This window comes from Lysinibacillus parviboronicapiens (genome assembly GCF_003049575.1).
Classification (GTDB): Bacteria; Bacillota; Bacilli; order Bacillales_A; family Planococcaceae; genus Lysinibacillus; species Lysinibacillus parviboronicapiens.
Window position 1 is genome coordinate 216,903 of record NZ_PYWI01000003.1, and the last position, 20,502, is coordinate 237,404.

The window sequence follows — 20,502 nt, forward strand, 5'->3', positions numbered from 1 at the left end:
ATTTAATCGCTCTGTTTTCTTGATTTATCGATACTTTTCCGTATCTTATTGCCCAACTTTGAGAATTTGTCGCCCACAATCTTGTATTTTATCGAGAAACTTTGTAAAACTGAAAACACCCCTCATCACAAAAGATGAGGGGCTGTTTGCACATAAATACATACGCAAAATCCACCACCCTATCCTCGTAGGCTGTAACGTGTTGCACTATAAAGGCAGGTCTCCTGGCTCGTGCGCTAGTTGTTTTTCATGCCTTCCCGAAAAGTTTTCAGTGGCGTAAATTGAAAAAACTCGCACTTACAGTGGCGGGACCGCATCGGAATTACACCGATTTCCCTTTTCACTTTACTTAGTAAAGAACCTTTATAATATTTTAGTTGATTTCATTATACATGAAATTAGAAAGATATAACGATAAAAAAGGTGGACTCGTCTTGCATGGAGAAAGCCGCCTCAAGGACTTTGAGACGGCTCGCGATAGCTATATGATTTCCGCAAAATATTGCACAGTTTTCATTGGCGCACCAATTTTACGCAGTGCCCATGTATCCTCTAAATAGATATCTGCTAGCTTTTCATATTTACCACCAAATCTATCTGCCCATTCTACGGCTACGACACTTTCATAGACATGTGCCATGTTCTCTGCAATCCTTTTAGCGTCAAATGTTTTAGTTGCCTCATCTAGATGACTGAAGATTTGCAAGTTCTCTTCTAATTTTTCTAATTGCTCACTTACGATTTGCAGCAATGGACTAGCAGATAACGAAGCTAATCTCTCCTGCATAACTTGAACAAACAATTCATGTGCCTGAAACTTTTCCACTAAACGAATAAGCTCTAATGCTAAAATATTGGCTGTACCTTCCCAAACTGTGAGTACCTGCGCATCTCTCAAAAGGCGGGGGGTGACAAAATCTTCAATATAGCCATTTCCACCATGCAGTTCAATTGCTTCACTTGCATAATGCAGCGCTTGCTCGGCTGCTTCTTTTTTCATAATGGCAATATTTAAACGATTCATAATGATGTCTTGTTTATTGCCCTGGCCGCTTGTTACCTTATCGTACAATTGAATGACATCAAAGACAGTTGCCACCTCTACATGTAGCTTCGCTGCAAATTTTCCTAACGTATCCTGAATCATTGGATATTGTGTTAAAGGCTGTCCAAACGCATATCGATTTGTCACATAGTGCTTAGCTTCTAAATAACCGCGACGCATAATGCCAATTGAGGCAACAGCATTACATATTCTGGACAAATTAAGTGCCTCCAACATATAATAAATCCCTTTATTTGGATCACCTACAACATATGCAAACGCCCCATCAAACTCGACTTCACCAGATGGTACTGCCTTGACACCTAGCTTATCCTTTAAACGTCGAATACGTAGATGATTAATCGTACCATCCTCTTGATGCCATGGTACGGCGAATAGCGTTAAACCTTTCGATCCTTTAGGTGCGTCCTCCATTCGTGCCAATACCATCGCTACGCCGCACATCCCTGCATTCGATGCAAAATATTTCTCACCATATAGTCGAAACTGTTTGCCATCATGTACAGCTTTCACAACATTTGCCCCAACATCAGAGCCCCCTTGTCGCTCTGTTAAAAATGTCGCACCCTCATAAAGCTTCGTGTCACCCGTTGCACAAACATGTGGTAGAAAGCGCTCCCTTACTTCATCACTCGCATAATGGTCAAGTAAATATGCTGTTGCCATCGATAAAGTTACAGGGCAATAGAAACCTGGCTCCGCATGAGACAGCAAATACCCTTGTGCAAAGCTATATACATAATTGCCTTTCCTGCCTAGCTGTGGAATCTCCTTATGCACATAGCCCACTATCCCTGTGTTATATGTTTCTTCAATCGTTCTTTTATAACCGTCATTAACCCATATTTCCGATACTTCTTCACCATAAGCATTATATCTTTGTAGTCTAGGTTCGCCTGTTTTGTCGGTATGCTTTGCTCTTTCATCAATCTCACCTGCACAAAGCTCACCGAAATCAGTTAGTTCGCGCATTGCATAGTCGTGGAACTCTTCATCTAGCATCAACTCTAATACTTTTTGCAAAGTATCATTTTCTGTAAAAAAATTGGACGTCCGAGTCTCCTCTTGTTGTAAAACCTTCATCATTATCTCACCTCTTGTCCCTTAAGAGATTGCTTCAATATTTTTCCTGATGCATTTCGCGGGAGTGCTTCCACACGTTCAAAAATACGTGGAATTTTATATTTTGCTAGATGTTCTTCCAGATAAGCAATGAGTATTTCTTCTTTAATTTCTACCTTCGAGGCATAAACCGCTTTCACCGTTTCGCCCCACTGAGGATGTGGAGCACCGATAACAGCAACCTCAAAGATACCTTCGTAACCTACTAAACAATCCTCAATTTCTTTCGGGTAGATATTGACACCGCCTGATATGATAACGTCCTTCTTCCGATCAACTATCCATATATAGCCGTCCTCGTCGAAGCGAGCTAAATCTCCTGTTTTCAACCAGCCATCTATGAATGCAGCCTGTGTAGCCACCTCGTCCTTGTAATAGCCCATCATATTCCCTTCACCAAATAAAACAATTTCGCCTACTTCCCCATGTGCTACGTCTTCGCCGTTGTCGTTGATAATGCGCAACTCTGTACCTAATGGCGCTCGCTGACCGATACTTCCAGCCTTCAACACATGTTCCTTTCCGAACATTAATGAGCCACTTGGCCCAGCCTCTGTTAAGCCGTAAACACAAGTCAAGTTAGCCGTTTGGAATGCTTTTTCTATGAAACTAACTTCATGTTTTGATAACGGGGCGCCCCCATAAACCCACCATTTCATTGAAGATAAATCGGCTGTTTTCAATCTTGAAGATTGTGCAGTTAATAAATAGGCCACCGGCGCTCCAAAAAAGTGTGTTATTTTTTCCTGCTCAATGGTATCGATAAATAAATCTGGTGTAAATATTGGTGTCAGAACATTGGTTGCTCCTACAAGCACACCAGCCATTAAAAATAAATGTAGAGGGGCTGAATGTGTTAATGGCATCATCAGTAGTATGCGGCTTTCCGGCTTTACTTCCATTTCTACAGCAATCATTTGCGCCACTGTTAAAATATTGCGGTAGCTAAAGAGCACGCCTTTAGGCTTACCTGTTGTACCGGAAGTATATAAAATCGTAGATGCATCATCTTCGTTGAGCTGGCAATCAATTGTATGGGTACTTGCATTTTGGATAAGCATTTCATAGTTCAACCAACCATCCATTACTTGACCTGTTTTAATTTTGATGGATACCAAGGTAATGTTTTCAACGGATGTGAATATTGCTTCATGGGCAATTATCGCTCTAGCCTCGGCATGTTGTGCGACATATTCGACCTCAGGTAAAGTCAATTTTGCATTAACCGGTACTACAATTGCTCCAATTCGTTGAATGGCGAAATAACTGACAACAAACTCTACTACATTTGGCATGAAAATTAATACTTTATCACCTTGTCTTACGCCTTGTTCTAATAATGCATGACCGAGTCGTGTCACTTGCTCGTCTAAATCACGATATGTCACTCTGCGTCCATGACAAATAATCGCTTCATTTTTTGCATACTTTCGGGCATTCCGTGCTAACAAATTCGAACTATTCATCGTGCATCTCTCCCTTTAAAGTAGTTAATTTTTCACTAAATATGCCATGCATTTGTTGTAATTCACTTTTCATTTGCTGAAGTTCAGCTATTTTGTCATCAATCTCTTGCATTTTTTGTTCTCCATACGTAACTGTCCGTTGTAATTGCTGCATACCTGTCCGGTCAAAATCAAAAAGCAACACCATCTCCTTTATTTCTTCCAATGAAAAGCCATATCGCTTGCCCCGAAAAATTAGCTTTAATTTGGCCATTTCCTTTTTTGAAAAGGTTCGCTGATTGGTATTAGAACGACTCGGATTAAGCAAGCCAAGTTCTTCATAATAACGTATGGTGCGTGTTGAAACATGAAACTCTTTTGCCACCTCTTGTATCGTTTTCAAATCCAATCCCCCTTCACTATTACCATCAGTATATCATTGACGTTAACGTAAACTTCAACAAAATTTCCGTAATAATTAGATAAAATATTACACAAAGCAGATTAATATCACACTTCCATTGATGTGATTTCAGTCATGTAAGAGTTATGTGAGCTATCTATCCGCCACTTTGTCTGTTCTATCCGTCACTCTTGCCGTGCTATCTGCCACTTACATGCAAAAAGCCCCCGACACATTATAGTGCCGAGGGCTAAACATTAAAGTTACATTTTTTCTGGTGCCGATACACCAATTAAACGTAATGCATTTGCAATTGTTGTACGTACAGCTGTAATAAGCGCTAAACGAGCTTCTGTCAGCTCTTTGTTTGAAGCATCTAGTACTTTTTCAGCATTATAGAAGCTGTGGAATGCTGCTGCTGTTTCTTGAATATAGTTTGCGATGCGGTGTGGAGTACGGTGCTTAGCAGCATCTGCCACCACTTTCGGGAAATCGCCCACTTTTTTCAATAAATCAATTTCTTTTTCTGCCGTTAATAAGTTTAGATTGTCAGTCGAAGCGGCAAAGCCTTGTTCTCTAGCTGAACGTAAAATGGAAGAAATACGTGCATGTGCATATTGCGCATAGTACACTGGATTCTCGTTAGATTGTGATACAGCAAGGTCAAGGTCAAAGTCCATATGAGAATCGCCTGCAGTTTTCACGAAGAAGTAACGCACTGCATCCAAACCTACTTCTTCTACAAGCTCACGCATTGTTACTGCATTACCTGTACGTTTCGACATTTTAAACTTCTCACCGTTTTTATACAGTTGAACCATTTGAATAATTTCTACTTCAAGTGTCTCGCGATCATACCCTAGAGCTTGGATGGCCGCTTTCATACGTGGGATATATCCGTGATGGTCTGCTCCCCAAATATTAATTAGCTTATCGAAACCGCGCACAATCTTATCTTCATGGTATGCGATATCAGGTGTCAAGTATGTGAAAGAACCATCGTTTTTAATCAATACTCGATCTTTATCATCGCCAAACGTTGTCGAACGGAACCAAGTAGCCCCTTCTTCTTCAAAGACATGACCATTTGCTTTTAATTTATCTAATGCTACCTCAATTTTGCCGTTTTCATATAATGAAGTTTCAGAATACCATACGTCAAAGTTTACGCGGAAATTTGCAAGGTCAGTTTTTAATTTATCCAACTCTAATGCTAAACCGTGTTGACGGAAGAAAGCAAAACGTTGTTCATCAGGGTTCGCTAAAATTGTGTCGCCATGCTCATTCGCGAGTTTACCGGCGATGTCAATGATATCTTGACCGTGGTAGCCATCCTCTGGCATATTCGCATCCATACCTAAAGCTTGTTTGTAACGTGCTTCTAAAGAGTAAGCTAAGTTATTAATTTGGTTCCCGGCATCATTAATATAGTATTCACGAGATACCGCATAGCCTGCCATATCTAGTACATTACATAATGAATCCCCTACAGATGCACCACGCGCATGACCTAAGTGAAGATCACCCGTCGGATTTGCTGAAACGAATTCTACTTGCACTTTCTCGCCTGCACCAGCATTCGAACGACCATAGTCAGCCTCTTGTTCTAGTACCGCTGTTACGACACCAGCCAAGAAATCTTTACGAACTGTAATATTCATGAAACCAGGGCCTGCTATTTCGATTTTTTCAATATCTGTCCCTGCTATTTCAAGGTTTTCTAAAATTGCATCTGCAATGGCACGAGGTGGTTTTTTCGCTAATTTTGTTAATTGCATGGCAATGTTTGTTGCATAATCACCGTTCGCCTTATCCTTTGGCGTTTCTAAGTGAATATTTAATTCCGTGCCAGCTTCGACTATACCTGCTTTTTCAACAGCAAGTGCAATCGCTGCTTTAATGGCTTGCTGTACTTGTTCTACTGCGTTCATCATTGTACCTCCGTAAATGTAATGTCTAATGTATAATTGCCGACTGATTGCCCACCCATTAGTAAATCGTACTGCACATAGAAATCTCCGCTTACTGCTTGCCTTGTAAACGCCATGTTTTTCGTTCTAGTCATGAGTGGCATCGAACCGAATTCACTTTCATAATGTCCCATTTGTTGTTCAACAGTATTGAGTGGTAAACGCATTTTTACTGCTCCAGCACGCATAATAAGTGCCCGATCCTTACCTAGCTTCATCGTTGTGCGGATAGTTTTATCTTCCTGCACCTCTTCATATTTCAAATACAGATTATCTGCTTTTTCAAATAAATGCCCATCCAACCACATTTCGTATGTTTCGGACTCGCCATCAATCGGACGAATCGTAGAAATGAGCTTAATGTTCACCTGCGATTTTGCTTCGTTCACCATCATGGACGCTCCCTTTTATTCTTTTTACTATAACCTTTTTATTATATATTAGGAATGACGCAAAATACAACACACAAGTGCTTTGAAGTCTGATAAATCAGCGTTTATGATATTGTTCTCTGTTACCTCAACGATGCAAAATAAGGCATATTAAAGCATGATTTTGGGGCCAATTGGGGCTAGATTGGGGCTAATAAAATACGGCGAGCGTGTGTACAGGAATAGGTGAGTATGAAAGATTGGAGCTTAATTGATTCAATTTTTTATTTGGTGATTGACAGGTGATAAATAAAAACACAAAAAGTAACGTTTAGAGTTAGTGCTCTATCCGTTACTTTTTAATTTACACACCTCTATTCTTTATTAAGCAACTAATTAACTCCTTCATACTCATCAAAGGACAACTTACAGGTGACATTATTAAACGCTTTACCTGTTCTTCCATTAAGTAAATCTCTGTAATTTCTTCTCTATAATAACCAAAATGCTCTTTCGATTTTTGGGTCCTTTTTAATGCATTTTCTACACTCATTATTACCCAATCTTGTTCATCACATGTCTCCAACAAATAATATCCGCGCTCATTATCTACATATTTAAAAAGTCTATTTCCCTTATAGTTAATATTTCGTACCCATACTTTCTCTTGGCGGTCTATTAAAGCCACATTTTTTTATGATTAGCTTTAATGAACAAACTATTTTCGAGTGCTTTAGGATCATAATGTTCTAAAAAAGCAAAACACCCTGACCACACAGTATCGTCCATTTGAGGCTCTACTCGTTTTATACCAACAGGTAAGATACAGGAACAAGTATCAATATCCGTTACGTCTATAAAAATAAAAGAAAAGCAGTGATAATAAGCAATTGAACCATATTCCTTTTGGGAAGAATTGTATGGCTTTGTATTAAATCCTCTATTTTCAAATCTAATTACACTAGCAAAATCAGCTTGTGAATCATACCACATAACAGACCACCAACTTTAATATTTTCAAATGTTACTACATCTATATATTTTACTCTTACCTTATCTAAAAACTAAATATCAGTTTACTTGTACATTGATAGATTTCCCTCTTTTATACAAAGCTCTGATTTATTTTCAATCACTATCTCAAATAGTTCCTGAGCGTGAATATTAACGGTATTTACTTCATCTGCCATTCTTGTAAACAGTGGATAGAATGCCATATCAATTAAACGTAATGATCTTTTATTTCATTGATTGCACAATACGCCATTCCTCGGTCTTTGTCCCAACCTTTATGAACAATCTCATCAATTCTATCCATTAAATGTGCTACTGCCTGTTGTACAACCTCTAATTGAATCATCTGTGTAGATAAACTATAAGTATTGTTGCTATTTTCTAGTACTACTTTTTCTAATATGTGTTGTGTTTGTTGTTGCATGTTCATCATTTCCCTTCTATATATGTTTATTTGTTTGCTACCGCATTTAAAAGTAATTGTTTATTGTGGTCAGACATGACGCACCATTCTTTAACAGTAACCTTCATGTGTCCTCACTTCCTTTCAATTAAAATACTATTGTTGGTCCATCTCGTTCAGTTAACCAGTTATAGAAAGGCACTGTGCGCTCACGTGAAGATTCTTTCTTCATATATGAGGTGTTTGTTGTTGGATGCTTATCTCTCCGTTGTAATGCCTTTTTATGAGCCCCTACGAATATGGCACGTAATGTTCTAGTGACCGTTAGCACACCTTCTTTAATGTCATTAGCTATTTTAAAGATGATGTTCTTGGCCAATATAAATTCATGAATGTTACTTACATTAGATGCCATTACCACTTTATACAGCTCTTCTTTAAAGCTGTCTGGAAGAGGTAACGAATGCATAAAATCATAAAGCATTTGCTGATATTCATTCATAAACTCTTTGCATACTTCTCTATCAGCATGAGCCCGTTTATAGACTTCTTTTAATAGAGCAACATCACTTTGTATCGTCTCTTGCACAAAAGGTTTGTCAGAGCTTCCACATGCTTCTAATTGATACGGCAAAATAATATAGATGTTTGCATCACGGCCTCCCTTTACCTTCGTAGTTGTTTGTTTCTTAATGATTCCTAGCAATTCCAATTTTGAAATAGCACGGTAAACTGTCTTTGTGCTGACCTCCAATGCTGCAGCAATCGTTGAAGCTTTTAAATGACAAGCTCTTGGATACTCCAATGAATGACTAGCAAGTTTGAAAACAATGGCACGCTCTGATTCAGTCAAATCATAATAGTGCGCTGCTATATGATCCTCCACATTCTTATCCATATCTGCTATTGATTCAAATCTTGTGTATGCTGCTAAGTATTCAAAGGCCACCGTTTTCACCTCACTTTCCTGTATCAACTGATTAGTTCATTTGCTGATTAATATTTGATGATAAACAAGTCTTCTCTAACAAATTAACTCCACAAGGTTAATATATCATCCCAAAAAGTTAATGTAAATTTACATTTTAACCTTTCAAGGTTACTTTTTAATATTTTGGGAAACAATTTAACTTCAAAAGTGCTATAATCAAACTAAAAAAGAGGTCTTCTAATGGTTATAAAATCAAATTTAAGAATTTTAATGGCTGAACATCGTATTGATGGAATATCAGCATTAATGGAGAAGTCGGGACTTAGTAGAAATGCTATTAATCGGTTGTATAAAGGAACTGATGAGGAAATGAAATCGACAAATTTAAAAACCTTAATAACGCTATGCGAAGTCTTTGAATGTAAACTATCTGATTTATTAGAGTTTACTCCAGAGCCAAAAAAGTAAATTTAACACAGCAAAAAACTGCTACTCATTACGAGGCTGTTTTTCTTTTGGCCATAATAAAAAGCAACCACATTTCTGCAGCTGCTTAAATATATATATTAATTATTAAGAGCATGTTTTAAAAGATTAAAAGAATAAATGATTAAGTTCCAAATTTCATCGTTTAAGACTTACTCCCCTAATGGATTTCAACATTTTAGCGGTAGGACATTGCGGTGGGACATCCACCAAAAGATTCTATTATGTTCCCCGCACAGTGTATAATCTTTATAAATTCAATTTATAATACTATCAAACGGAAAATCATGTTTAATATGTGTATTTACTTTTCTTACTTAAAGTAAATACACAGTTATATTTTTTATTGATTAAGAAGAAAATTAATCACTTTTAGTTTTTAAAATATAATGTAAGAATTTTTACTATAAAACACTGTCGCCCCACTTTTCTTGTGCTTTCTTGAATAATATTTCAATTTGTTCTTTATTATTTTTAATTAAATCAGCATTCTCATTATCAACAACACTTAAATCTCTTTTAATCATTATAGAGTACACTTGGTCATTCTCGTCCTTTATTTGAACACCATATGTATTTTCTCCAAAGAATGATGGCCATATGATTAGTGCAATTTTATTGTCATCTGTTGCAACACCTAAATTTCCTACAAACGATAAATAATTTGGGAATTTCACATTATACAAATAGGAACTTTCTGATAGTACGTAACTTCTATTTGGTACAAATTCGTTTAACCCTTCTTTATAAGCAGTATATTTATTTTTCATCCATCCATACCAAAATAGATTATATAAAATAAAAACAGGGAAAAATACAGTTGCCAAAATTATAATAATTCTTTTCTTATTTTTTTTCATATTTAAATTATTCTCTTTCCTCTTTTTTTTATTTCTTCATCCTGAGTAACTAAAATAATTGTCTTACCACTATCATTCATACCTTTTAGAATACTCATTACTACATCTGCATTATCTTTATTTAGTGGTCAGCTTCTAGCTCTCTTTTACTCCAAAATTTCCTTTCAAGATAACGTTTTTGGCTCTCAAATAATTCCTTATTAGAATATTTTAAACGTTCTTCATCTGTTGTATCTCTTCCTAAATGCATTACTGTTTGAATAAACTTTATCTCATCAAATGTTAGTTGATACATATAATTTCCTAATTGTTGAATAGCTTCAACACTGTTACTGATCTGTCTATTACAAGCAAGTCGATATATTGTTTTTGTGACGTTAATATAGTGAGCAAAATTCATTTATATTCCTTGATTTCCACTTACAATTATTATATATCAATTTCTAACAAATAAAAAACACCAACCGAAGTAAGTGTTTTTCATAAAGCCTATTTATTGTTCCCCCATCACTGAGTGGTCTTTTTATGGATTACTCAATCATAGCTCCTGTTGAAGGACATTTACTCACTAATTCAAACGATTTACTACTCTACTTACCTAACTCAACCTTCACTGACAAAGCTATATCTACTGGAGGAGTTTCTTCTTGAACTACACATGAAATTAAGTAAGCCCCTTCTGGTAAATCATTAAATACCTGTTCAAAACTTTCATTCTCCTTCAAGAGACCAGCTGCAACCTGTCTTTTATCATCCGCATTTCGAATACTATACCGAAAGCTTTTAGTGCCAGTATTCAATAAATATATCTTAACCTTCAAATCTCCGTGAATTGTAAAATATGATTTACTTTCACCAAGAGAAGACACTATTTGTTCATCAATCATACGTTCATGAGTAACTTCAATTCGCTCTTCCTTTAACTCTTTCTCTTTCTTCTTTTGAGTAGTATCCAACGCAACTGGTTCATTTTTGATTACTTTTGACTCTCCATTGGAAGATGGTTCTTCTGTTTGAGATGAATACATACTACATCCTGATAAAATAATACAAATAGAACATATATGTGCTAATTTATATATTTTCATAATTCTCTCCTATGCAATACTTATTTTATTTCAAATTAATTATAGCAAAAAAATTAACAATTTTTTCTTATTCTGTATACTTGCTTCGTTAGTTGAATAAATACTACCAATAAAACACCCGAGTCTTAAGTCACTCAAAATGAGTGATTTATTAATTTGTAACTAAAAAAGACCAGGCTCAAAAATTTGAGTACCTGGACTTTTGATAGTTCATATGATTATTAATATATAATAATTAATAGTCTAGTTTAATGATCTGACAGCGAAATCAAATGCTCCTGGACCACCATTAGATGAAATAATTGAGATCTTATATTCACCAACAGGGATAGAATCTAGATCAGCCCATGCAGTATAAGTTTTAGATTCACCAGGTTTTAAAGTACCAGAATTCCAAATACTACCGCCAGGAGTGTAAATTTTCCAAGTAAAATTATTTGAACCTCTATTTGCAATGTTATATCTTATGTCATACTTACTTGTACCAACTTGGAATGAATTTTTAAATTCTCCATTTACTAATGGCTGGTTAATGTAGCTTGCCATTCCTGATCTTACCCATTTCCAAGAATCACTACCAAAATACTCTTCGTGATTCGAATCAATAGTACTCTCTTCATTTTCCTGAATGTTTGTGTTAATTGTTTCTTTTTCATCTGCCATTGCAGATGCCATACTAGTTCCTGCTAAAGCTAAAGTTAATGCAGATACTGCTGCCAATTTTGTAAATTTCATAAGATGTCACTCCAAATTTTATATTTTTAAGTATTTTAATTTACGTAAATAATATGTGAAATTTATAATCTAGATGTCTTACCCTCGAGTTAATTTAATCCTATCATTACCAATACATCCAATTCAATGGAAATTGAACGCCAATTTTTGGCGGTGTTATTCTAATTCACGCCAGTTCCCGCCATGTACAACGCCATTTTTTGGCGCGATATTTTCTTTTTTATAGTTCAAAAGATTTGTTTTTTTGTATTTGTCACAGAATGTTTGACATTTGTATTTTAACTATCTCTTTTTATTTATTATTTGTGAATATCACTTTCACAAATCTGTCATTTTTATACTGTTATTAATCATATAAGCGATCATTTGTCATTGTACGATTCTTTAAATCCTTCAAATGTGAAGCCTGAATAACACCCTCTTTAACAGCTTGTGCAATAAAGTTTTCTGTTTCAGTTTTCATAGCTGGTGTACCTGGATTCCAATTTGTCACTTTAACTTCCTCCTTTTTGTCTTCCGCACACAATAAAAAGCACCTACCCAAAGGTAAGTGTCTATATAAACAGTTTATTCAATTGCTACATTGCTCTCTTTTTATTCTTCTTCAGTTGTTGCACCGATGTCAGCTTAACTTTTGGTGCTGGCCCTTCAATATCATTAGAGATTTCTTTCGAACGTTGCTCTGCGGCTTCTGTATCTGCATCATAGTATGCCTCGATAAATTTAAGATACTTTTTCACTCCCCCCCCGTAGTAACTCATAATCAACCTTCTCTCGCTCTTTTAATCACTTCTATAGCTTGTTTGGGTATAAACATCCAAGATGAAGAAAAGCGCTCGTACGCCCTCTCTAAAATTTCTATTTGTCGCTTCCTGTTCTCTTTCTCTGCTAATCATTAAAGCGAGTCGTTTGGTCCTTTAATTACACCTGGTACTGTTCCGCTGATTGTTTTAAATACTTGGTCACTCGTTTGATGTCGCATCCTTCCACTAGTGAAAAGACCACTCATAAATAGAGTTATGGCTAATTTCAAATAGAGAGCAATATACTTCTTACTATTCTAAGTTAATTGCACCACTTTCCACTAAACTCTCAATATCCTCAGGTTTAAACCGTTTTAAATCATATGTTGTTAATACATTACCTATTTTGTATTGATCACCATTGTGTCGAAGATCTCGATTTACATTAGATTTATCTCTGTAAAGTGTCTGTATAACTCTGTGAGGAAGGAAGCCCAATACAATAGCTGTTATTCTAACAAATCGAATGGTAGCAGTTGTTGCCGTTGGTGAACCAATATTATCCTTAAAGATAAACTCCCAAAAAACTCCGTTTATGGTGGCTCGATCGGTTATCTCGCTGATATTGCAACAGATGTAACAGTCTAACCTAAACCTGTTATCGAAATCTACATACCAACAATATAAAAAGTAGCACTTCAAATGCATGCTTCAAATGGAGCTTCTCTTTCGATACAGTTTTTCTAACATTAAACTACTATATTGTATTGACAGATATTTCCGCAAACACTACAGTTGTACTATTTTTTCAGAACTTTCAAATTACTAATAGAAATGAGGATTGCTATATGTTAACACTTGAGAAAATTCAAGCTGCCAAAATAAAACTTGCACCTTATATTTATGAAACACCTGTTATCCGTCTATATGGACTCGACGATATTTTAGGTTGCAACGTATTTATAAAAGCAGAGAATATGCAAAAAACTAACTCATTCAAATTACGTGGTGCTCTCAATAAAATGCTTTCGATGCCAATTGAACAATTACAAAATGGCGTTATTGCCGCTTCCTCTGGTAATCATGGTAAAGGTGTTGCCTACGCAGCAAAGTTACTAAACATTCAAGCAACAATCGTCTTACCAGATACTGCACCAATCGTTAAAGTGGAGGGTATACGTGCACTTGGCGCAAATGTTGTGTTATGTAAGCTTGCCGAAAGACATGCAGTGACTGAAAGACTAAGCGTAGCACACAATTATGCCATCATTCACCCTTATGATGATTATCATATTATGGCAGGTCAAGGAACGGTAGGTTTAGAAATCTTAGAGCAATTGCCACACGTCGATACGATTGTTGTTCCAATGGGCGGCGGCGGACTGATTAGTGGTGTAGCGACCGCTATAAAATCTTTAGCACCTCACGTCAAAGTAATCGGGGCAGAACCCGCTGTCGTTTCACGTTATGCAAAAAGCCTAAAAGCCGGCGAGAGATTACTTGTAGAAGAACAAAAATCTTTAGCAGACGCTCTGCTAACTTTACAACCTGGTGAGCGCAATTTCCCTATTGTGCAAAAACTTGTTGATAGAGTTGTGAGCGTAGAGGAAGATTTTCTTTATAGTGGCATGAAGATTTACTACTAGACGGCAAACAGCTTGCCGAACCTTCCTCCTCAATAGGTATTGGGGCTGCACTTCAAGGGATTGTACCAATCAAAAAAAATGATAATGTGTGCTTTCTTATTTCAGGTGGCAATGTCGGATTAAATCAATTACAAACTTTGTAGGAGGTAATTACATGAAGCGAGTATATTTAGATAAAGAACCTTTGGGGCATTATACGCCAGGTATGATTAGTAACGGCCATTTGTATATATCTGGGCAAACTTCAGCTGATCCGGTTACAGGCAAGCCTGCTAAAGGTGGTATTCAAGGCGAAACATTAATGGCACTCCAAAAAATGGAGGCTGTGCTCCAAGCAAGTGAACTTACAAAGGAAGCTGTTGTGATGTGCAGAGTCTATATTACCTCTTCCGAGTTATGGGGAGAAGTGAACGAAGCCTATGCTAAATTTTTTGGTGAGCATAAACCTGCACGTGCAATTATTCCTATTAAAGAACTAAATCACGGTTGCTTAATTGAATTAGAGGCTGTGGCAGAACTATAAATAAAATAAAAAAGGGTATTCCATAAATGGAATACCCTTTTTTATTGCTTACGATTATTGCTTAGCTTCATCGCACATATGGTTATTAACCTACTTACTTTTCCCTATCAGATAGCTTTTCTGCGAGCAACTTCGATGCTGTCATTGCGACTGACAGCTTTACTTTTATTGCACAAATGTAGCCGTAACTTTGTACCTTATTTTACCCAACCCAGTATCATTTCTCTAAGTAATTTTGAAGCTGTGTTCGCTGTCATTTCAGATGAATCATAGATTGGAGCCACTTCAACTAGGTCAAAGCCAACTACATTTACACCACTCGCTGCAATGGCGTGTATTGACGCTAGTAATTCTTTTGATGTAATTCCTCCACAATCTACTGTGCCCGTACCTGGCGCATGTGCTGGATCTAACACATCTATATCAATTGTAACGTATACATTACGTCCTGCTAGTGTTGGTAATACTTCTTTTAACGGCTCTAGCACTTCAAATTTTGAAATATGCATGCCGTTTTCTTGTGCCCATTCAAATTCTTCCTTCATGCCTGAACGAATACCAAACGAATACACATTTTTTGGTCCGATATGCTCTGCAATTTTACGAATTGGCGTTGAGTGAGAAAGTGGTTCCCCTTCATATTCAACACGTAAATCTGTATGTGCATCAAAGTGAATGATTGCTAAATCTTCGTATTTTGCAGAGACTGCCTTCATCACCGGCCATGATACTAAATGCTCGCCACCCATGCCGACAGGAATTTTGCCATCTTCTAAAAGTTTTACAATGAATTTTTCAATTTCATCTAGTGAACGTTGTGCATTCCCAAACGGTAGTGGAATATCCCCTGCATCAAAATACTTTACTTCATCCAATTCCCGCTCTAAATATGGGCTGTATTCTTCAAGTCCAATAGATACTTCGCGAATACGTTGTGGACCAAAACGAGAGCCTGGGCGATAACTAACTGTCCAATCCATTGGCATGCCATAAATGACTGCCTGCGCATCCTCATATGTCGGATGACTTTTTATAAAAACATTTCCAGAATAAGCTTCATCAAATCTCATTTCTAGCCCTCCATTAATATCTGAACTTAACCGTTAAAAATACATTACAATCGTCATTTCACTTATGGACTTACAGGTTTGTAATGAAACCTCAATACCCGCATCCTCGTATACTTTATTGGAACGACTAGCAAAATTCGCGTAAAATCTACAAAGTGTGATGCTTATGTCGAATGCTATCATTTCAAACAGTACAAAAAAAGTATAGATGTTTTTGAATAAAGTGCAATAGTTTTTGCTTAGAATTTCGATTAAATAAGAATGTTCAGACACATACTAAAGCTAAGTTGTGAGAAAACGAGGTGAAGTCAGATGAAAAGAAAAAGTTATCAACGTAAGCAAAAGCGTGTGAAACGTACACGCAAAGCATTTACACTTTTTGTCGCCTTTGCATCTGCAATTGTAGTAGCATTCATAGCGTTACGCGTCTATGTGCAAGTAGCTGGTGCACCACCATTAACCGTACCAAAAGCTTCTATCTTTTTAGACGAAAACGACAACCAGATTGGGGATCACTTTACAAACGAGCGCCGCTATTGGGTTGACCTTGACGAGATGTCACCCTATTTAGTGAAAGCAGCAGTTGCCGTCGAAGATAAAGATTTTTATAAGCATAACGGCTTTGATTTCTCTCGTATTGCGGGCGCGATTTTAGTTGATATTAAAGCAGGAAGTAAAGTTCAGGGTGCTAGTACAATTACCCAACAATACGCTCGAAACCTGTATTTATCCCATGAAAAATCATGGACACGGAAAGCAAATGAGGCAATTTACGCTTATAGATTAGAAGTTTTTTATGACAAGAATGAAATTTTAGAGGGCTATTTAAATACAGTGTACTATGGGCATGGCATGTACGGGGTCGAAGCAGCCAGTAGGTATTACTATGGGAAGTCTGCTAGTGATTTGACACTTGCTGAAGCCTCTATGTTAGCTGGCGTACCAAAAGGACCTAGTATTTACTCACCAATCGCTAACCTTGATAAGGCGACCAATCGCCAACATGTTATTTTAAAACTGATGGCCGATCAGGGTGCCATTACACAAGCCGAAAAGACTCGTGCTGAAGAAGAGCAGCTAGTCTTAAAAAATGATATGTGGGTGGCTTCTAAGTCAGTCGCTCCCTATTTCCTAGACGTTGCTTGGCAAGAAGCTAGTGAAATCCTGAAAACAAAAAATCTAGACATCAGTGAAGGTGGCTGGACAATTCAAACTACACTTAACCAAGGTCACCAAAAGGCGGCTGAAGAAGCAGTGGCAAGCAATATGCCTGCTAACGACCTACAAGCCGCATTCGTCAGTATGGAATCTAAAACAGGAGCTGTCACAGCGCTTGTTGGTGGTCGGGATTATGCAACAAGTTCCTTTAACCGGGTCACTCAAGCAAAAAGGCAGCCAGGCTCAACCATTAAACCGATTTTATATGCGGCTGCTCTGGAAAATGGCTATACGCCACTGACTTTCTTAGATGTTGGACAAACAACCTTCACCTATGATAATGGCCGTGCAACCTATGCACCCAAAAACGTGAACGGTGAATTTGCAGAACATGATATGACCATGGCACAAGCCATAGCGATTTCCGATAACATTTATGCGGTGAAAACGCTAGAAGATATTGGCTTCAAGAACTTCCATGATATGGCGAACCGCTTTAGTGTAAATATTGGTGCTAAGGACAACTTATCGCTTGCTCTTGGAACAGTTGAAACAACGCTCTATGAAATGACAAATGCTTATAATATTCTAGCGTCTCAAGGTCAAAAAACTTTACCAACAACCATTATTTCCATTAAAAATGCTAATGGTGATGTTATCTACGAAAATAAAGAAGTCGAGAAAAAAGCAGAAACAGTGATTTCCAAAGAGGATGCCTATGTGCTAACAGAAATGATGACAGGCATTTTCGATCCAGTCTTTAGTGATTATTCACCAGCGACAGGGATTGCCATTCGCTCTCGTATGACTCATACGTATGCAGCAAAATCAGGCTCTACCAATAGTGACCAATGGCTGATCGGGTATACACCAAGTTTAACTGCCGGCGTCTGGAACGGCTATGATCAGGGCAAAAACCTATCTGCCAAAGAAGACATGGCTGCAACAAAGCAAATTTGGATAGACTTTATGGAAAATGTCAATAAAGGGACAAAAAATGTAGATTTTACAAAACCAAAAGATGTTAAAGGAGTCGTCATCGATATTGAAACAGGGAAACTGGCAACAGACGCCTGTCCTAAGCAGCGTCTCGTTTATCTAAATACCCAAGATGTTCCGACAGAAAAATGCACGAACTTTGATATTCTTGATAGCAATACATGGGGAGAATTTTGGAATATGCTACCGTTCTCCATTTTTAAAGGGGAAGGATAAAAGTACCCAACAATGTGGAACTTTTACGAATAACATGCGTTATAATCAGTGAAGCTCTCGACAAAGATACCAATATAAAAAACTGTAATCGGAAGAGCGATCTTCAGCCTTCACCGATTATTAGTTGAACTAATCAGTACTGATGTTAAACATCCTGTTGCTGCCGAAGTGGTGACATTAGTACTGGACATAAAAAAAGCTTTCTCTTCCCCGGAGACGTGTCCGTGGGAACAGAAAGCTTTTTTTTGTTTTATGGTCAGCGGAAAGGATGAGAATCATGGGGCATTCGGCTTGGGTTGTACAAATGCCGCATAGCGCTCATCACTATTCGCGAGACCAAGTGTCCTAGCTTACTAAAATGTAAGCTCTGCATCAAGTGTACTTTTTTTCATAACTACTTTCAACCTTATATCGAAAGCGATTGCAAAATGTCACAGATTGTTCAATCATTGCATGTTGTTTATACAAATAAGTCTTGACGTAATTGCTCCTCACTACGTACCCAAAGCTCTGGATTAAGCTCTTCAAGGAAAGAAGCAAGTATTTTTTTAGAAGGTGTATCCATATGCTCTACAATAATATGACGCTTCATTGATTTATCCATTTTGTTTACATGGTCAGCTAAAATTTTATAACCACGACGTTTTTCTCGGTTTACTACCATTTCACAGGCTGTCACTCCAGCATAGTAAGGTCCATCCGCTTTATGATCAATCGTCACCCAAACTAACCAGTACGGCTTTCCGCCCTCAGAATCAGCACGATTTGTCGTAAATTTAATACCTCGTTCTACATCACTGCGTGCATGCATAGCACCAATTTCGACTGACGCTCTACCCTCTTCTATATCAATAATGACTGGTGACACGTTTTCGAGTGAAAGCGATCCGACACCAAAGCCTTTATGGCCATCCGTTGGGTCATTTTTTATAATCGTAAAACCCATTTTTTGTTTTGGTTTTTCTTCATTTGCCATACTTTAATTTCCTCCATTCTGCTATTATAAAGTAAAGCATATTTGCGCACTTTCATGACTGTTGTCACGCCATCTGACTTATGCCAGAGAACCGTGAATACAGCGAACTTTGATTTGTCACGCGAATGCCTAAACACGAAGCAAGAAGTTTATAATTTCTTATAAACTAACTATACAACATAATTCATTAAAGGAGGCAATATTATGCCATACGTAACAGTGAAAATGATTGAAGGCCGTACAGAGGAACAAAAGCGTGCACTAGTAAAGGAAGTAACAGAAGCCGTTTCACGCACCGTAAACGCTCCTGTTGAAAACGTAACAGTTTTCATCGAAGAAATGTCTAAAAACCATTACGGTGTTGCAGGCGTTCGCTTTAGCGATAAATAATAAAGTATACGGGTAGAGCAACTTAACGCTCTATCCTTTTTTTCACAATCCGGCGAGATGGAAGCAGCGTAAAGTTAAGATTTATCAGTGCCTTTCTTGATTTTATCTACACTATCCAGCGTTCTATCACCGGTATTTACTCTTGCTTCTATTAAACACTAGGAGGTGACAAAGCACATGAAAAAACTAAAATTGACCTTATTGATTTGTATGTTGCTTATTGGCTTTTTACTTATTTTTATTAATCCTATTCAAAATGCTATTATTGCTCATTTGAGTGACCAATTAAATACAACCGATTACAGCCCTGACGATATTGAAGAAAACAAAAATGCAGCTGCAGATTTTGAATTCGCTGCGGTACAATCTCTATCCATTGGTGAGGTATTAAAGGCTCAAACGAAGTTAGATAAAATGCCTGTCATTGGTAGCATTGCTGTACCAAGTGTTGGTATGCAACTACCTATCGTCAAAGGTGTTGGTAATGTCTCACTTGCTGTCGGGGCAGGAACTATGAAGCCTCATCAAAAGCTCGGAAAAGGGAACTATGCGTTAGCAGGCCACTACTTTGAAGAAAAGGACATTTTATTTAGCCCATTGTACAATGCTAAAGTAGGCGATACGATTTTTTTATCAGATTTAACGAATATCTATGAATATAAATTAGCGACAAAAGAAATCATCTCGGCTACAGATATTTTCGTTATCGATGATATTCCTGATAAAACTATTTTGACGCTCATTACATGTGCTGATAATGGTACGAAACGACTTGCAGTTAAAGCCGACTTTATAGAGCAATATCCTTTCGACGACGCATCGTCAAAACTATCAGAGACATTCTAATGACAATAATCTGAATGTGAATGACAACACCTATATAAAAA

At 37.3% G+C, this 20,502-nt stretch carries 22 protein-coding genes and 1 riboswitch; of the genes, 6 read left to right on the top strand and 16 right to left on the bottom strand.

The features are described from left to right. Nucleotides 1-197: 197 nt before the first annotated feature. Nucleotides 198-380, bottom strand: a riboswitch (cobalamin riboswitch). Nucleotides 381-481: 101 nt separating this feature from the next. The 8 genes from C9J35_RS05265 to C9J35_RS05305 all read right to left on the bottom strand — a co-directional run bounded on the left by C9J35_RS05265 (nucleotide 482) and on the right by C9J35_RS05305 (nucleotide 8,743). Then, entirely contained in the window at nucleotides 482-2,149 is a 1,668-nt protein-coding gene (locus tag C9J35_RS05265) for an acyl-CoA dehydrogenase family protein (RefSeq protein ID WP_107923715.1), read from the bottom strand. A 2-nt stretch (nucleotides 2,150-2,151) separates the two neighbouring features. Next, nucleotides 2,152-3,654 carry a class I adenylate-forming enzyme family protein gene (locus C9J35_RS05270; protein ID WP_107923690.1) on the bottom strand — a complete coding sequence of 501 codons (1,503 nt, stop codon included), beginning with the start codon at nucleotides 3,652-3,654 and terminating at the stop codon, nucleotides 2,152-2,154. Then, nucleotides 3,647-4,036, bottom strand: coding sequence for a MerR family transcriptional regulator (locus C9J35_RS05275; protein WP_107923691.1), 390 nt, complete (start codon nucleotides 4,034-4,036; stop codon nucleotides 3,647-3,649). Before C9J35_RS05275 ends, C9J35_RS05270 begins: the two co-directional genes overlap by 8 nt. A 263-nt stretch (nucleotides 4,037-4,299) precedes the next feature. Next, nucleotides 4,300-5,967: an arginine--tRNA ligase gene (gene argS / locus C9J35_RS05280; protein WP_107923692.1), complete on the bottom strand. Its 1,668-nt coding sequence runs from the start codon at nucleotides 5,965-5,967 to the stop codon at nucleotides 4,300-4,302. Next, complete coding sequence (locus C9J35_RS05285) at nucleotides 5,967-6,401, bottom strand: YwiB family protein (protein WP_235616202.1); 435 nt, start codon at nucleotides 6,399-6,401, stop codon at nucleotides 5,967-5,969. The genes argS and C9J35_RS05285 overlap by 1 nt, the downstream gene beginning before the upstream one ends. 654 nt (nucleotides 6,402-7,055) lie before the next feature. Then, the gene (locus C9J35_RS05295; protein WP_107923694.1) at nucleotides 7,056-7,370 is read right to left on the bottom strand and encodes a hypothetical protein; all 315 of its coding nucleotides are present in this window, start codon (nucleotides 7,368-7,370) and stop codon (nucleotides 7,056-7,058) included. Between the two features lie 229 nt (nucleotides 7,371-7,599). Next, nucleotides 7,600-7,824 (bottom strand): hypothetical protein, encoded by a 225-nt coding sequence (locus tag C9J35_RS05300; RefSeq protein ID WP_167395922.1) that lies wholly within the window; start codon nucleotides 7,822-7,824, stop codon nucleotides 7,600-7,602. A gap of 118 nt (nucleotides 7,825-7,942) precedes the next feature. Further along, nucleotides 7,943-8,743: a helix-turn-helix domain-containing protein gene (locus tag C9J35_RS05305; RefSeq protein ID WP_054767476.1), complete on the bottom strand. Its 801-nt coding sequence runs from the start codon at nucleotides 8,741-8,743 to the stop codon at nucleotides 7,943-7,945. 222 nt (nucleotides 8,744-8,965) lie between these two features. Here C9J35_RS05305 and C9J35_RS05310 point away from each other — a divergent pair, with 222 nt between their 5' ends. Beyond that, nucleotides 8,966-9,193 (top strand): helix-turn-helix domain-containing protein, encoded by a 228-nt coding sequence (locus C9J35_RS05310; protein WP_107923695.1) that lies wholly within the window; start codon nucleotides 8,966-8,968, stop codon nucleotides 9,191-9,193. A gap of 422 nt (nucleotides 9,194-9,615) precedes the next feature. Here C9J35_RS05310 and C9J35_RS05315 read toward each other — a convergent pair whose 3' ends face one another. The 6 genes from C9J35_RS05315 to C9J35_RS05335 form a co-directional block, all read right to left on the bottom strand. Continuing rightward, the gene (locus tag C9J35_RS05315) at nucleotides 9,616-10,071 is read right to left on the bottom strand and encodes a hypothetical protein (protein WP_054767354.1); all 456 of its coding nucleotides are present in this window, start codon (nucleotides 10,069-10,071) and stop codon (nucleotides 9,616-9,618) included. A gap of 121 nt (nucleotides 10,072-10,192) precedes the next feature. Beyond that, nucleotides 10,193-10,471: a hypothetical protein gene (locus tag C9J35_RS05320; RefSeq protein ID WP_054767353.1), complete on the bottom strand. Its 279-nt coding sequence runs from the start codon at nucleotides 10,469-10,471 to the stop codon at nucleotides 10,193-10,195. 190 nt (nucleotides 10,472-10,661) lie between these two features. Next, nucleotides 10,662-11,159, bottom strand: coding sequence for a hypothetical protein (locus C9J35_RS05325; RefSeq protein ID WP_054767352.1), 498 nt, complete (start codon nucleotides 11,157-11,159; stop codon nucleotides 10,662-10,664). 243 nt (nucleotides 11,160-11,402) lie between these two features. Next, complete coding sequence (locus C9J35_RS05330; RefSeq protein ID WP_054767351.1) at nucleotides 11,403-11,894, bottom strand: hypothetical protein; 492 nt, start codon at nucleotides 11,892-11,894, stop codon at nucleotides 11,403-11,405. A 346-nt stretch (nucleotides 11,895-12,240) separates the two neighbouring features. Further along, nucleotides 12,241-12,387 carry a hypothetical protein gene (locus tag C9J35_RS23505; RefSeq protein ID WP_167395923.1) on the bottom strand — a complete coding sequence of 49 codons (147 nt, stop codon included), beginning with the start codon at nucleotides 12,385-12,387 and terminating at the stop codon, nucleotides 12,241-12,243. 85 nt (nucleotides 12,388-12,472) lie between these two features. Next, entirely contained in the window at nucleotides 12,473-12,655 is a 183-nt protein-coding gene (locus C9J35_RS05335) for a hypothetical protein (RefSeq protein ID WP_107923696.1), read from the bottom strand. A gap of 830 nt (nucleotides 12,656-13,485) precedes the next feature. Here C9J35_RS05335 and C9J35_RS05345 point away from each other — a divergent pair. Both C9J35_RS05345 and C9J35_RS05350 read left to right on the top strand, forming a co-directional pair. Then, a complete protein-coding gene (locus C9J35_RS05345; protein WP_235616203.1) occupies nucleotides 13,486-14,283 on the top strand; it encodes a threonine ammonia-lyase in 798 nt (265 codons plus the stop codon). A 154-nt stretch (nucleotides 14,284-14,437) separates the two neighbouring features. Continuing rightward, nucleotides 14,438-14,806 carry a RidA family protein gene (locus C9J35_RS05350; RefSeq protein ID WP_107923698.1) on the top strand — a complete coding sequence of 123 codons (369 nt, stop codon included), beginning with the start codon at nucleotides 14,438-14,440 and terminating at the stop codon, nucleotides 14,804-14,806. A gap of 197 nt (nucleotides 14,807-15,003) precedes the next feature. Here C9J35_RS05350 and speB read toward each other — a convergent pair whose 3' ends face one another. After that, nucleotides 15,004-15,876 carry an agmatinase gene (speB, locus tag C9J35_RS05355; RefSeq protein WP_107923699.1) on the bottom strand — a complete coding sequence of 291 codons (873 nt, stop codon included), beginning with the start codon at nucleotides 15,874-15,876 and terminating at the stop codon, nucleotides 15,004-15,006. Between the two features lie 312 nt (nucleotides 15,877-16,188). Between speB and C9J35_RS05360 the strand changes: the two genes are divergently transcribed. Then, nucleotides 16,189-18,249, top strand: coding sequence for a transglycosylase domain-containing protein (locus C9J35_RS05360; RefSeq protein WP_107923700.1), 2,061 nt, complete (start codon nucleotides 16,189-16,191; stop codon nucleotides 18,247-18,249). Nucleotides 18,250-18,709: 460 nt separating this feature from the next. Here the strand turns inward: C9J35_RS05360 and C9J35_RS05365 are convergent, their stop codons facing one another. Further along, entirely contained in the window at nucleotides 18,710-19,225 is a 516-nt protein-coding gene (locus C9J35_RS05365; RefSeq protein ID WP_107923701.1) for a YwhD family protein, read from the bottom strand. Between the two features lie 204 nt (nucleotides 19,226-19,429). Between C9J35_RS05365 and thmT the strand changes: the two genes are divergently transcribed. Beyond that, nucleotides 19,430-19,615, top strand: a complete 186-nt coding sequence (thmT, locus tag C9J35_RS05370; protein ID WP_024362848.1) for a 2-hydroxymuconate tautomerase — start codon at nucleotides 19,430-19,432, stop codon at nucleotides 19,613-19,615. 177 nt (nucleotides 19,616-19,792) lie between these two features. Beyond that, entirely contained in the window at nucleotides 19,793-20,461 is a 669-nt protein-coding gene (locus C9J35_RS05375; RefSeq protein WP_107923702.1) for a class A sortase, read from the top strand. Nucleotides 20,462-20,502: the final 41 nt, after the last annotated feature.